This window comes from Nocardia aurantia (genome assembly GCF_009604425.1).
Lineage (GTDB): Bacteria > Actinomycetota > Actinomycetes > Mycobacteriales > Mycobacteriaceae > Nocardia > Nocardia aurantia.
Genome location: NZ_WEGI01000003.1, coordinates 107,312 through 120,357 on the forward strand (window position 1 = coordinate 107,312; position 13,046 = coordinate 120,357).

A 13,046-nucleotide genomic window follows, 5' to 3' on the forward strand; every position below is an offset into this window, starting at 1 on the left:
TCGGCTACAGCGCACCGGGATGCTAGCAAACGTCCAGTCAATCGAAGATCCGGCACGCGGGCTACCGGTGGGTTCGTAGTCGGCCGGGCCGTCCGCGGATGCGCCGCACGATGTCCGTCGGACGATCACGAGGTGTGTGCCGCGGCGGTCGGGAACTCGCGGCACCCGGCGGCGGTCCCGGCTCACATGTATCGCCGGAATGTGATGTCCGTCAGCGGATCTGGTGCTCACCTCACGCCGGGACGACACTGGGGCGCATGACGGAACTCGACGCCGAGTTGCTCGGCCGATGGGAATTGCTGGCGGGGCAGCGTGCTCGCGCGGTGGGCACGGCGGTGATCCGTTGCTATCGGGAGCCGCACCGCCGGTACCACACCGTCCGGCATCTCCGCGCCGTGCTGCGAGTGGTCGACGAATTGAGTTCCGCCGCAGTGGATCTGGAGGCGATCCGATATGCGGCCTTCTATCACGACGCGGTCTACGCGGTGCGGCGGGGTGACAACGAGGAGCGCAGTGCGCGGTTGGCGGGCGCGGCGCTGTCGTCTCTGGGCGTGCGACCGGAGACCGTCGGGGAGGTGATCCGGCTGATCGGCCTGACTGTCGCGCACACCCCGGCGGAAGCGGATTCCGATGGCGCGGTGCTCTGCGACGCGGATCTCGCCGTGCTAGGTGCCGGTGAGCGTGATTACGCGGCCTACGCCCGTGCGGTGCGCGCCGAGTATCGGCATGTGCCCCCGGAGTTGTATCGCATGGGCCGGACCGCCGTGTTGCGGCGATTCATCGACCGGCCGGTATTGTTCCGGACCGCCGTCGGCCGTGAAAGGTTCGAATCGAGGGCCCGGGATAATCTCGCGCAAGAATTGCGCGCGCTGCGGGTGTCGCCGGTCGCGTAAGCGACGTTATTTCTCGTCGATCTTGCTGATCACCGAGACGATGTCGACCGGGGAGATCCGCAGCGCCGCGCACAGATCGTGCAGTTGCCGCAGATCCGGTGAGCGCTCGCCGTTTTCGAACCGCTGGATGGTGGACACCGCCAGCCCCGAGGAGGCCGACAGCTGAGCCCGGCTGAGCCGGCGCCGGGCACGTGCCGCGCGCAGTTCGTCGGCGACGACCTGGTCGATCTTCGCGTGCACATCGAGTTTTGCCATGCGGCTGATTCTCAATGCCGAACGGGGAAAAGGCAATGGGTCCAGGGAATATTATTCCGCCACTCGGATATCGCGCAATCGGAGTTTTACACGAGCAACACACATCTCGTGGATGCAGACATCATGGCACTCGGATCCGCCCGGTTCCACCGGAGCCGGGCACTTCGGGCCGGGTGTGTGAAAAATGTTGTACAGCAACATATTTCGGCTGTCACTGCGGGGAAAGGCTGCCGGGCCGGGTGCTTCGAGCGGTGTGTGGCGGAGTGGATGCGCCGGGAAAGGGGCCGCGACGCCGATTTGCCCGGCGGGCGGACCCGTGGCCGTCATCGGACGTCGTATCTGTACGGACCGCCGCGCATGTAGACGTAACCAGAAATAACACGTACCCTGCGGGTAGCGCGGCAGCGACGCCGCGGTCATCACCGGAGAACGAAACGAGTACCTCAATGACGCGGCATGTCGACGTACTGATCATCGGCGCGGGCCTGTCCGGCATCGGCATGGCCTGCCATCTGTCCCGCGAACAGGCCGACCGCAGCTATCTGATCCTGGAGCGGCGCACCGCCGTCGGCGGTACCTGGGATCTGTTCCGCTACCCGGGCATCCGGTCGGACTCCGACATGTACACCTTCGGCTACGGCTTCCGGCCCTGGCACGGCACCAAGGTGCTCGCCGACGGCCCGCACATCCGCGAGTACATCCAGCAGACCGCCGCGGAATACGGTGTGACGGAACACATCCGGTTCGGCCGCAAGGTCACCGCCGTGCGCTGGTCCGGCGAGCGTGGGCTGTGGACCGCCGAGGCGCTCGACGAGCAGACCGGCGAGACCGAGACCTACACCGCGAACTTTCTGGTCGGCTGTACCGGCTACTACGACTACGACCAGGGTTACCGGCCGAGGTTCGCGGGCGAGGAGAACTTCCGGGGCACGATCGCGCACCCGCAGCACTGGCCCGAGGACCTCGACTACCGCGGCAAGCGGGTCGTGGTCATCGGCAGCGGCGCCACCGCGATCACCCTGGTGCCGGCGATGTGCCGGGACGCCGCCCACGTCACCATGCTGCAACGGTCGCCCACCTACATCGCGGCGCTGCCCGCCGAGGATCCGGTCGCGGTCGGCTTGAAGCGCGTGAAAGCGCCTGTGGCACTGGCCTATCGGGTCGGCCGGGCCCGAAACATCGCGCTGCAGCGGGCCAGCTATCAGCTGTCGCGGTCCAACCCGGCGCTGTCGCGGCGGCTGCTGCTGGCCGCGGTGCGGGCGCAGGTCGGATCCGATGTCGACATGCGGCACTTCAGCCCCTCCTACGACCCGTGGGATCAGCGGCTGTGCATCGTGCCGGGCGGGGATCTGTTCCGGGCCCTGCGCAGCGGCCGGGCCTCGATCGTCACCGATCACATCGAGACGTTCACCGAGACCGGCATCCGGCTGCGCTCGGGCGAGGAGCTGGCCGCCGACATCGTGATCAGCGCGACCGGCCTGACCCTGCAGATGCTCGGCGGCGCGGAACTGGAGGTCGACGGGCAGGTGCTGGCCACCCGGGATCTGGTGGCCTACAAGGGCGCGTTGCTGGGGACTGTGCCCAACGCGATGATCGTGCTCGGCTACACCAACGCGTCCTGGACCCTGAAGGCCGACCTGGCCGCCGAATACTTCTGCCGCCTGCTCGGTCACATGCGCGAGCACGGCTACACCCGTTTCGTCGCGGTGCCCGAACCCGGCGACATCGCACCGGAATCCATGATGGGCGGCACGCTGAGCTCGGGGTATGTCCAGCGCGGCGACGCGGTCGCCCCGCGCCAGGGCACCCGCGGGCCGTGGCAGGTGATCAACAACTATTTCCGGGACCGCGCGCTGCTGCGCAAGGCCCCGCTCGAGGACGGCGTGCTGCGGTTCACCCGCGAGCCCGCCACCGAGCCGGTCGTGGACCGGCCGGCGGCGGTATCCGGCGGCTAGCGCGTCAGTTCGGCCCGGGCCGCGACGAGCATGGCGTTCGCCGCAGCCGGCAGGGTCTGCTCCGGATCCGGCGCGAATCGGGGGGAGTGGTTGGACGGCATGCCCTGTGGCAGGGTCTGCTCGCCGAGCATGCGGGCCATGTCCTCCTCGGAGAAGCGGTGCAGCGCATAGCCGCCGATGTGCCAGAACACCGAGGGGCAGCCGGCCGCGGTGGCGAACCGCCCGAAATCCTCGCTGCCGGTGACGGGATTCTGCAATCGCACCGCGGGCAGGCCGCTCGTGGTGAAGGTCTCCAGCACCCGGTCGGCGTCCTCGGCGGTGTTGACCGTGACCGGATAGCTGTGGAACAGCTCGATTTCCGGTTCGCGCGGTGCTCCCGCGGCGTCGGCCTCGGCCCGCACCACCCGGGTGATGTCGTCGATCATCGCCTGCCGCGAACCCGGGGTGAAGGTCCGCAGGCTCAGCAGCATCTCGGCGGTGTCGGCGATGACGTTGGCGCGGGTGCCGGCGTGCAGCGCGCCGGTGGTGAGGACCGGCGACATGGGCGTGCCCGCCTGCCGGGCCGCCAGCGTCTGCAACCGCAGCACCAGCGACGCGGCCATCAGCAGCGGGTCGACGGCCAGATGCGGTGTCGAGGCATGGCCACCGCGGCCGGTCAGCAGCACCCGGATCGAATCGGAGGCGGCCATGATCGGCCCGCCCTTGGTCACGATCAGACCGGCGGGGATCGGACCGACGTGCTGGCCCAAGCAGATTCGCGGTCGCGGGAAGCGCTCGAGCATGCCGTCGTGCAGCATCGCGTCGGCGCCGCCGCCGGACTCCTCGGCGGGCTGGAAGATCGCGACCACGGTCCCCGCCGGCGGTTCGGCGGACAGCCGCGCGCAGGCCGCGAGCAGCGCGGCGACGTGCATGTCGTGCCCGCAGGCGTGCATCACTCCCGGTGTGCGCGAAGCGTATTCGAGTCCGGTCTCCTCCTGGACCGGCAGCGCGTCCATATCGGCGCGCAGCCAGATCACCGGTCCGGGCCCGGCCGACAGCACGCCGACCACGCCGGTCCCGCCGACCGCGGTGGTGACCTCCCAGCCCGGGAGGGCGCGCAGTTCGCCGGCCACCAGTGCGGCGGTGTCGAATTCGGCGTAGGACAGCTCCGGATGCGCGTGCAGTTGCCGGTACACCTCGAGCCAGTGCTCGTCGATCTCCGGTGCGGGGGCGGTCATGCGAGGGATTCCTTCGGATCGGGGGCGGCGAACCGCCCGGACAGCCGGGCCCGGAAGGCGTCCGCGGACTGCGGCACGAACCAGGCGACGGCGGCGGCGAGCAGCGGGCCGGCGGCCAGCGCCGCGAACGCGGCGGCGTACGAGAAGCGATCGGTCACGGCGCCGAACAGCAGCGGCGTCACCACCCCGGCGAGCTGCCCGCCGAAGATGATCACCGCCGTCGCGGCGCCGAGCACGACCGGCGGCAGGGCTCGCAGCGGGACCGCGAACGCGGGCATGTAGGCCAGCGACGCCACCCCGGCCAGCAGCGCCGCGACCGCGGCGAACAGCGCGATCGAACCGATGTGCGGCAGCGCCACCAGCAGGACGACGGTCACCGCCATGGCGGGGACGACGATCAGCCGCGGCCGTCCGTCCAGCCGGTCCGACAACCGGGCGCCGAGCACGATCCCGGCGGCCGCCAGGATCGTGGCCGGCATGGCGAGCAGCGCCGCGCGGCTGGTCGACACCCCGTGCACATCGTGCAGATAGGTCGGCACCCAGGACCCGAGCCCCCACACGACGGTGTCGTAGCCGAAGAACAGGACCGCGAAGCCGAGCAGGGCCGGCGCCCGCAGCACCGGCCAGGGCACGCCGCGATCGGCGACGAGTTCGATCCGATCCTGCGGCAGCGGCTGCGGCATCCAGACCCGCCACGCGACGAGCGCCGCGAGTCCGAGCAGTGAGATCAGCGCGAACATGACCCGCCAGCCCCACAACGGCTGCACGACCGCCGCGATCACGGCCGCGAGCAGGGTCCCCACGGCGTTGGAGGTGTTGGTCCAGCCGGTCGCGGTGGTGCGTTGCTCGGGCAGGCTGCGTTCGGCCAGCGCCTTCATCGCGGCGCTCGGGTAGACGCCCTGCACCAGCCCGAACAGGAAACGCAGGACCAGCAGCGCCGAGAACGACCAGGCCAGCGCGGTGAGGCCGGTGAACACCGACCAGGCCAGCATGCCGATCGCGGCCATGGTCAGGGCGCCGAAGCGATCGGCCAGCAGGCCGGCCGGGATCTGGGTCGCGGCGTAGGCCAGGAAGAAGACCGATACGATCGCACCCTGCTGGGTGTGGCTCAGGTGCAGGTCCCGGCCGATCGCCGGTAACGCGAAGGTGACCACGACGCGGTCGACGTAGTCGGCGATCCATGCCGCGGACAGCAGCAGGACGGTGACCTTGGTGATGCGCAACATGCCAGGTGATCTTTCGTCGGGCGCGATGGTTTTGCCACAATGGGGCACGTCGCAGGCAAGCCGTCGAAATTGCCGGATATCTTCATCCGTAATGTCGATACGCCGGATATCGACGTCGCGTTCGGACTGGACCGCCACCACCGTCGCGCGCCGCCGGCACTATCGCACCGGCAACGGGCCGGCCTGGCTCACCGCCTGCGCACCGGAATTCGCGACCATCGCCCATGTACGGGTGGGCTGCCGGGCCGGTGCCACCGCGGCAGTGCGCCCGCGGTTGTCCTTCAGTCGGTGGCGAAGACGTCGCCCAGGTTGACGGTGGCCAGGCCGCGGTCGTGGATGATCCCGGCGAGCGCGGGCAACGCGCGGCCCACGGACCGCTGGTTGGCGTGCCCGAGCACGATGTTCTGCGGCTGGAAGGCGTGCGACGCGGCGCCGATCACGTCGGATTCGGTGACGATGCGGCTGTCGCCGATGGTGTCCCCCCACAGGGTGATCGTCTGATAGCCCAGGTCGGCGGCGATCCGGTCGGTGGTGGCGTTGTGGCTGCCGTAGGGCGGCCGGAAGAACGGCCGGCCGCTGACGCCGAAGGTGTTCTGCAGGAATCGCTCGTTGCGGGTGATCTGGTCGGCCAGCTGATCGTGGCTCAGCTTGGTGATGTCCGGGTGCGACCAGGTGTGGTTGCCGAACTGGATCTGCCCCGAATCCAGCAGTGGCCGTAGCAGTCCCGCGTTCTCGGCCCAGGACGGATAGACCCCGTTGGGAAAGAACGTGAGCCGGAAGCCGTTCTCGATGCACAGCCGCGCGTAGGCGGTGACGACCTCGCCGGTGGTGCCGTCGTCGACGGTGAACGCGAGTTGATTGCCGTCGCCGGGCAGGCGGCTCAGGACGCCTTGCGGCGCCGGGGCTTTCGGGTCGCCCCCGGGGATACCGTCGTCGTCACCGCCGGAACTGCCGCTGTCGTCGCCGGCGCTGAGGCTGGGAAACGGTGCGGCCGTGGCCGTTCCGGCACCGGCGGCAACCAGCGCGGCGCCGAGGGCGACTCCGCGGAACAGGTTGCGGCGGTTGAGATCTGGGCTCGGGCCCCGAGACAGCGGGGGCGGGAATTCGGAATCGGCGCAACGGACCATGGCTCACTCTTCCCCGCCCCCACGCCGTTGTGGTCGCGTGCTCGAACACCGTTATTCGGTGTGCGATTTTACCAGCCCGTCACATCGTCAACCGATACCTTTTGGCGCACAACTGATTACCAATTCCCCCCACTCAGATCCGAACGGCGCTCACAGATTCCCGTACGCGCTCGCCGGTGGCCGGGGACGCGATCACCTCGGCGGGTGCGCGACGCGGTGTGACGGGCAGCGGCCCGGCCTCGGTGGGCACCGAGCCCACCCGCACCAGCGCGTGCGCGAACGCGCAGTCGAACAGTACCTCCGAGCGCACCTCGGCCCGCAACTCCGGCAGTTCCAGCGGTTCGGTCTGCAGGCAGGTGGCCAGACCGAGGCTCGTGGCCGTGAGCAACACGGCGCCGGCCGCCTCGCCCGCCCTGATTCTCGACAACCGGTCGTCGGCGGGCGTGCACAGGGCCAGCCACTCCGCGGCGTCGTCCGCGAGCGGCCGATCGGCCAGTTCGGGCTCGGCGAAGAAGCGCATCGCGAGGTCGTCGCGCACCGGCGGGGTGTTGGCGGCCGGGACGCCGTCGGAGGTGCCGTGCCGGCCGCTCCAGGCCGACAGTTCGCGCTGGTAGGCCGGGTCCTCGCGATGCCGGTCGGCGGCCGCGTGGCCGACCTCGGCCAGCAGGTCGCGCAGGTTCGGCGGGACCAGCCGCGCGGCGGCGCCGTACGGCACGGCGGCGCGGGCGACCGCGCGCAACTGCCGCGACGGCGTGGGGCGGGGGCCGTAGCGCCGCCGATCGGACCGCCGATGCCGGATCGCGGCGGCCATGTCGAGATCCTCCGGCGACGGTGACGCCACCGTGGTGGTGATGTCCGCGAGGTGGTCGGGATCGCCGAGATCGGGGAAATAGGTCACCTCCGCCGCCCGGCCCGCCTGCGCCAGCGCCACCCGGAGGTGCTGTAGCGCCGCTCCGCAACTCAGTAGCAACGCTCGCTGGGAGGGGTCGGCAGCTGCCAGTTGCCGGTCGCGATCGGCGTACAACCGGATGGTCTCGCCGTCCAGCCGCCACCGCCACGGTTGGGTGTTGTGCACCGAGGGCGCCCGCACCGCCGCTGCGACGGCCGTCTCGAAGATCGCCGCCGCTGTCGTGTTGTCGTCTTGCTGCATAGCTCTGCCTCCACCCCGTTCGCAGACAGATTTCCTGTGTCCGCAGGTCGCGGGCTCGATCGACATCGAATTGTCACCGTGCGCGCATTCGGCACCGGTCTGCGTCGGGCCGGACGGCCGGGCACTTGGCCCGACCGTGACATGTGCGTTCGCACCGACGCCACACCGTTATGGTACCGGTGTTCCTCCGGCGATTCGACCGGCCCCGGTCGCCCATCGGATATTCCCGGCGAATCGGACACGTTCGCCCCCGGGTGGCGCTCGGCACCCACGAGCTCGGCGACAGCAAATATTCAGCAGCCTCTTCGGGCGCCGCTGTCGACACGGATCGGAACGACCCTCGCCGAGTCGGCAATCCGCCGGAATCCCGTCGGCCCATGGCATTTCGGAAGCACATCGGATTTCACATTCCGCTGTCACACTGGCTGCATGTACGACTGTGATGTACTGGTTCTCGGGTCCGGGCCCGGCGGCCAGAAGGCGGCGATAGCCACCGCGAAACTCGGCAAACGCGCGGCCATGGTGGAGCGGCGGGACATGATCGGCGGGGTGTGCATCAACACCGGCACCATCCCGTCGAAGACCCTGCGCGAGGCCGTCCTCTACCTGACCGGCCTGTCCCAGCGTGAGATGTACGGGCAGAGCTACCGGGTCAAGGAGGACATCACGATCACGGACCTGCTGTCGCGCGCGCAGCACGTCATCGGCCGGGAAGTCGACGTGATTCGCAGCCAGCTCACCCGCAACCGGGTGACCATGCATCCCGGGATGGGTTCGTTCGCCGACGAGCACACCGTCGAGGTGCTGGACGGCACCGGCCGGGAGACCCGGGTCACGGCCGAGAAGATCGTGATCGCCACCGGCACCCTGCCCGCCCGACCGGCCAGCATCGACTTCGACGGCCGGACCATCATCGACTCCGACGGCATCCTGCAACTCGAGCGCGTGCCGCAGACGATGATCGTGGTCGGCGCCGGGGTCATCGGCATCGAGTACGCCTCCATGTTCGCCGCGCTCGGCTGCAAGGTCACGGTCGTGGAATCGCGCGAGCGGATGCTCGACTTCTGCGACGTCGAGGTGGTCGAGGCGCTGAAGTATCACCTGCGCGATCTCGCGGTCACGTTCCGGTTCCGGGAGACCGTCGCCGCCGTGGAGCGGCACGCCAACGGCGCCATCGCGATCCTGGAGAGCGGCAAGAAGATTCCCGCCGAGGTGGTGATGTACTCGGCCGGCCGGCAGGGCCTGACCGAGCCGTTGCGGCTGGCGAACGCCGGGCTGAGCGCGGATCGCCGCGGCCGCATCACCGTCGACGAGTACTTCCGGACCGAGGTGCCGCACATCTACGCGGTGGGCGACGTGATCGGCTTCCCGGCGCTGGCCGCGACCGCCATGGAGCAGGGGCGGCTAACCGCGCACCACGCGTGTGGCGAACCGGTGCACGCGCTTTCGTCGCTGCAGCCGATCGGCATCTACACGGTTCCGGAGATCAGCTTCATCGGCAAGACCGAGGACGAGCTGACCGAGGCGCGAATTCCCTACGAGGTCGGCGTATCCCGGTACCGTGAGCTGGCGCGCGGCCAGATCATCGGCGATTCCTACGGCGTACTCAAGCTGCTGGTGTCCAGTGCGGACCGGTCGCTGCTGGGGGTGCACGTATTCGGCACCGGGGCAACGGAACTGGTGCACATCGGGCAGGCCGTGATGGGATGCGGCGGCACGGTCGACTATCTCGTGGACGCGGTCTTCAACTATCCGACCCTCGCCGAGTCGTACAAGGTCGCCGCGCTGGACGCGATGAACAAGATCCGGCAGATCGACCACATGGGCTGACCGCCCGGGGCCGGCGCGGTGCCCCGGGTGGCCATCGGCACGAGATCAGATGAGTGCCTTGTGCTTACGCAACCTGCGGCGCACGTCGGCCATCATCGAATGGGTGCCCATGGTTCGAACGAATCGGGGGATGAACCGGTTCACGAATCCGACGAACAGGAAGAGATGGTCGAAGCGGCGCTGATCCGTCGCGGACCACCGCACCCGCAGCTGCTCGCGGAAGTGCGGCGGCAGGTAGCCGACGGTGAGGAACCGCAGCAGGTCGCCGAACAGCAGACGCAGGAACCACGGAATCATCCGCAGATGCAGTAGATCGTCGACGTAGGCGCGGACGGTCTCGTCGGTGGCGACCCGCCGGCAGGCCTCGTTCCAGTAGACGTCGAAGTCGGCGCGGGTCGCGGGCCACATCTCCTCGGTGACCTGCAGCGTGGTGCCCAGCGTCGAGGAGGTCGAGTAGAACGACTCCGCCTGCTCCGGGCTCATCTTCCCGTTGAGCAGTTGGTAGGAGTCCTCGAATCCGATGTACAGGCATGCGGCGACCCACAATTGGAGGTCGCGGTCGAAGGCGTTGTACTTCACCGCCGCGCCCGGTTCGGACCGGACCTGACGGTGGGCCACGTTGACCGCCTCGCGGAAGGCGTGCTTCTCCTCCGGACTGCCCAGGATCGCGACCGCGAGATAGGAAGCCGTGGTGCGCAGGCGTTTCCACGGATGCACCATCAGCGCGCCGGACTCGACCCTGCTCTGTGCCACGCCGTAACCGACGCCGGGGAGCGCGAGCTGCATGGCGACATTGGCCGCGGCGCCGGAGAACTGCCAGAAGTCCAGCGCGTCCGCGAGCCGCGGCGGCCGCTTGCCGTCCGGGCGGTGGGTGCCGGGGATGGGGATCCGGGTCTGCGCCAGGGTGAGTGGCGGCGCGACCTCGGGTGGCGCGGCCGCGGCGGTGGTCTCGTGTGCCGTAGTCATGCGAATCGCATCCTCCTCGTCCCCGACCGGCCCTGCGCCGACCGGTCGATGCAACACTATGTTACCGGTCATTCTTGCCATGTAGAAACACCTGAGCGAGGAAAGGCGTTGTAAATACGAGTTTCTGCCTTACTATGTGTCTGCTGGTTCTCGGCATGATGCCGGATCGTCGGATGTCTTGCCGGGCCGCGGAACGTCGCGGGGACCACGCGCGCAACGCGATGGGGCGGGCGCGCGCCCGGGGACGGGGACGGGATGCGAAAGGACGTGCGGGACGTGCTGAAACGCTTGGATCGGTTACTCGCCTACGAGATGAAGGTGTCCGAGTTCCTGGGCACACTGCTCATCCTCGGCATCCCCTACGGGCTCGTCGGGGTGGTCTGGAGCCTCACCCACACCGCACACCTGAAGCAGCTGCACGGCATCGATGTCGTCGTCTCGTTCCTCGGATCGATCGTGTGCTGGCCGGTGCTCACCTTCGCGAATGTGTGCATGACGTAGATGATGATCCTGATCCGGCTCATCGACCTCCTCGTGATCGGGGTGAAGGTCCTCGGTGGGCGAACGAATGTGAACCCGGTCCTGCGTTACGGACTGTGGGTGGCCGTGTTGTTCACTGTCGCAGCGGGTTTCGCCGTCCTCGGCGTGCTGCTGGTGTTGTTGCAGCATTCCCTGGAGGGCACCTCATGACCGTCACCGTGCCGCGGGCCGAGGTCTCCGAACCCGCCCCGGAACCGACCGAACTGGCGAGGATAGGCGCGAGCGCGCGCGGGTTGTGGCGCCGGCATCCGCAGCAGTCGCTGGAAACCCTGGGACGACAGGTGGATCTGGCCCGCGACGCGCTGCGCCAGCTGGTCGTCTCGATCGTGACCGGCCGATTCCCCTACCGCGAGTTCATCAAACAGTGTGCGTTCATGACCAGTGTGTCGGCGGCTCCGACGGTGCTGGTGGCCATTCCGATCGCCGTGGTGGTGTCGATCCAGGTCGGTGCGCTGGTCAATCAGGTCGGCGCGACCACGTTCATCGGCGCGGTGGCCGGGCTGGGCATCCTCCGGCAGGGCGCGCCGCTGGTCACCTCGCTCATGATCGCGGGCGCGGTCGGCTCGGCGATCACCGCCGACCTCGGCTCCCGGACCATCCGCGAGGAGATCGACGCGATGATGGTGATGGGCGTCGACCCGGTGCGGCGACTGGTCGCGCCGCGCATGGCGGCGGCGGTGCTGGTGAGCATGCTGCTGTGCGGCTTCATCGTGTTCGTCGGCTTCGCCACCGCCTACATGTTCAACGTCTACGCGCAGCACGGCACGCCGGGCTCCTTCATCAGCTCGTTCGCCTCCTTCGCGGTGGCGAACGACATGCTGGTGGCGCTGGTCAAGGCGGCGATCTTCGGGCTGCTGACCGCGATCATCGCCTGTGACGTGGGCCTGCACGCGCACGGCGGTCCCGGCGGGGTAGCGCAGGCGGTGAACTCGGCGGTGGTGAGCTCGGCGCTGATGCTGTTCGCCACCAACATCCTGCTGACCCAGCTCTACAACACGATCTCGCCGGCGAAGGTGGTGTGAGATGGGCAGCACGTACACGCCCCCCGCGCTGCGGCCGGTGCGGATGGCCGCGAACGTGGCCGCCGCACCGGTGCAGGCGAACCGCCGGCTGGGGCATCAGGTCATCACCTTCTTCCAGGCGCTGTTCGCGATTCCCTTCGTGATGAAGCACTATCGGCGAGAGGTACTGCGGCTGACCGCGGATGTCGCGTGGGGCAACGGATCTCTCGTGGTCGGCGGCGGCACCATCGGAGTCGTCGTGGCGCTGTGCGGTTTCGGTGGCATCACCGTCGGCATGGAGTCGTTCACGGCGCTGAACCTGCTCACCATGAGCCCCCTCACCGGCGCCATCTCCGGCTTCGCCACCACGCGCGAGCTGGCACCGATCGTCGCGACGCTCGCCTTCGCGATCCAGGCCGGCTGCCGGTTCACCGCGCAGCTCGGCGCGATGCGCATCTCCGAGGAGATCGACGCGCTGGAATCCATTGCCATCCGGCCACTTCCGTATCTGATCAGCACCCGCATGGTCGCGTCGACGCTGACCATCGTGCCGCTCTACAGCGTGGGGCTGGCGAGCGCGTACCTCACCACGAAACTGTCGGTGCTGCTGCTGGGGGGCACCACCGCGGGGACCTACGACCACTACTTCTATCAATTCCTGCTGGGACCGGACGTGTTCTGGTCGTTGCTCAAGGTCGTCGTGTTCGTGATGATCGCGACGTTCATCCAGTGCTACTACGGCTACGTCGCCACCGGCGGACCCGAAGGGGTCGGGGTGGCGGCCGGGCGCGCGATCAAGATGGTCATCGTCGTCACCGTCTTCACGGATCTGTTCATGACACTGGCGATCTGGGGTATCGACCCCGGCTTCCGGATCTCGGGATAG

Annotated in this window: 13 protein-coding genes; 7 read left to right on the forward strand and 6 right to left on the reverse strand. The window is 68.8% G+C overall.

The features are described from left to right. Positions 1 to 257: 257 nt before the first annotated feature. Positions 258 to 893 carry an HD domain-containing protein gene (locus NRB56_RS06925; protein ID WP_153339714.1) on the forward strand — a complete coding sequence of 212 codons (636 nt, stop codon included), beginning with the start codon at positions 258 to 260 and terminating at the stop codon, positions 891 to 893. A gap of 6 nt (positions 894 to 899) precedes the next feature. On the opposite strand, the gene NRB56_RS06930 is transcribed toward NRB56_RS06925, so the two are convergent. Continuing rightward, positions 900 to 1,148 carry a helix-turn-helix domain-containing protein gene (locus NRB56_RS06930; protein WP_019925045.1) on the reverse strand — a complete coding sequence of 83 codons (249 nt, stop codon included), beginning with the start codon at positions 1,146 to 1,148 and terminating at the stop codon, positions 900 to 902. Positions 1,149 to 1,594: 446 nt separating this feature from the next. Between NRB56_RS06930 and NRB56_RS06935 the strand changes: the two genes are divergently transcribed. Further along, positions 1,595 to 3,103: a flavin-containing monooxygenase gene (locus tag NRB56_RS06935; protein ID WP_153339715.1), complete on the forward strand. Its 1,509-nt coding sequence runs from the start codon at positions 1,595 to 1,597 to the stop codon at positions 3,101 to 3,103. Here NRB56_RS06935 and NRB56_RS06940 read toward each other — a convergent pair. The 4 genes from NRB56_RS06940 to NRB56_RS06955 form a co-directional block, all read right to left on the reverse strand. Then, positions 3,100 to 4,320: an amidohydrolase gene (locus NRB56_RS06940; RefSeq protein ID WP_153339716.1), complete on the reverse strand. Its 1,221-nt coding sequence runs from the start codon at positions 4,318 to 4,320 to the stop codon at positions 3,100 to 3,102. The genes NRB56_RS06935 and NRB56_RS06940 overlap by 4 nt on opposite strands. Then, positions 4,317 to 5,546, reverse strand: a complete 1,230-nt coding sequence (locus NRB56_RS06945; RefSeq protein ID WP_153339717.1) for an MFS transporter — start codon at positions 5,544 to 5,546, stop codon at positions 4,317 to 4,319. Before NRB56_RS06945 ends, NRB56_RS06940 begins: the two co-directional genes overlap by 4 nt. A gap of 281 nt (positions 5,547 to 5,827) precedes the next feature. Next, on the reverse strand, positions 5,828 to 6,673 hold the full coding sequence (locus NRB56_RS06950) for a polysaccharide deacetylase family protein (protein WP_153339718.1): 846 nt from the start codon (positions 6,671 to 6,673) through the stop codon (positions 5,828 to 5,830). A 133-nt stretch (positions 6,674 to 6,806) separates the two neighbouring features. Beyond that, positions 6,807 to 7,823, reverse strand: coding sequence for an Acg family FMN-binding oxidoreductase (locus NRB56_RS06955; RefSeq protein ID WP_153339719.1), 1,017 nt, complete (start codon positions 7,821 to 7,823; stop codon positions 6,807 to 6,809). A 429-nt stretch (positions 7,824 to 8,252) separates the two neighbouring features. Between NRB56_RS06955 and sthA the strand changes: the two genes are divergently transcribed. Next, positions 8,253 to 9,653 carry a Si-specific NAD(P)(+) transhydrogenase gene (sthA, locus tag NRB56_RS06960; protein WP_153339720.1) on the forward strand — a complete coding sequence of 467 codons (1,401 nt, stop codon included), beginning with the start codon at positions 8,253 to 8,255 and terminating at the stop codon, positions 9,651 to 9,653. Positions 9,654 to 9,698: 45 nt separating this feature from the next. Here the strand turns inward: sthA and NRB56_RS06965 are convergent, their stop codons facing one another. Continuing rightward, positions 9,699 to 10,619: an oxygenase MpaB family protein gene (locus NRB56_RS06965; RefSeq protein WP_153339721.1), complete on the reverse strand. Its 921-nt coding sequence runs from the start codon at positions 10,617 to 10,619 to the stop codon at positions 9,699 to 9,701. A gap of 276 nt (positions 10,620 to 10,895) precedes the next feature. Here NRB56_RS06965 and NRB56_RS06970 point away from each other — a divergent pair, with 276 nt between their 5' ends. From NRB56_RS06970 to NRB56_RS06985, 4 genes are read left to right on the forward strand one after another with little or no spacing between them, the layout of a single operon-like run. Next, positions 10,896 to 11,120, forward strand: a complete 225-nt coding sequence (locus tag NRB56_RS06970) for a hypothetical protein (RefSeq protein WP_319942759.1) — start codon at positions 10,896 to 10,898, stop codon at positions 11,118 to 11,120. Further along, the gene (locus NRB56_RS06975) at positions 11,121 to 11,309 is read left to right on the forward strand and encodes a hypothetical protein (RefSeq protein WP_153339723.1); all 189 of its coding nucleotides are present in this window, start codon (positions 11,121 to 11,123) and stop codon (positions 11,307 to 11,309) included. Beyond that, positions 11,306 to 12,181 carry an MlaE family ABC transporter permease gene (locus tag NRB56_RS06980; protein WP_227837331.1) on the forward strand — a complete coding sequence of 292 codons (876 nt, stop codon included), beginning with the start codon at positions 11,306 to 11,308 and terminating at the stop codon, positions 12,179 to 12,181. Before NRB56_RS06975 ends, NRB56_RS06980 begins: the two co-directional genes overlap by 4 nt. 1 nt (position 12,182) lies before the next feature. Continuing rightward, the gene (locus NRB56_RS06985; RefSeq protein WP_153339724.1) at positions 12,183 to 13,046 is read left to right on the forward strand and encodes an ABC transporter permease; all 864 of its coding nucleotides are present in this window, start codon (positions 12,183 to 12,185) and stop codon (positions 13,044 to 13,046) included.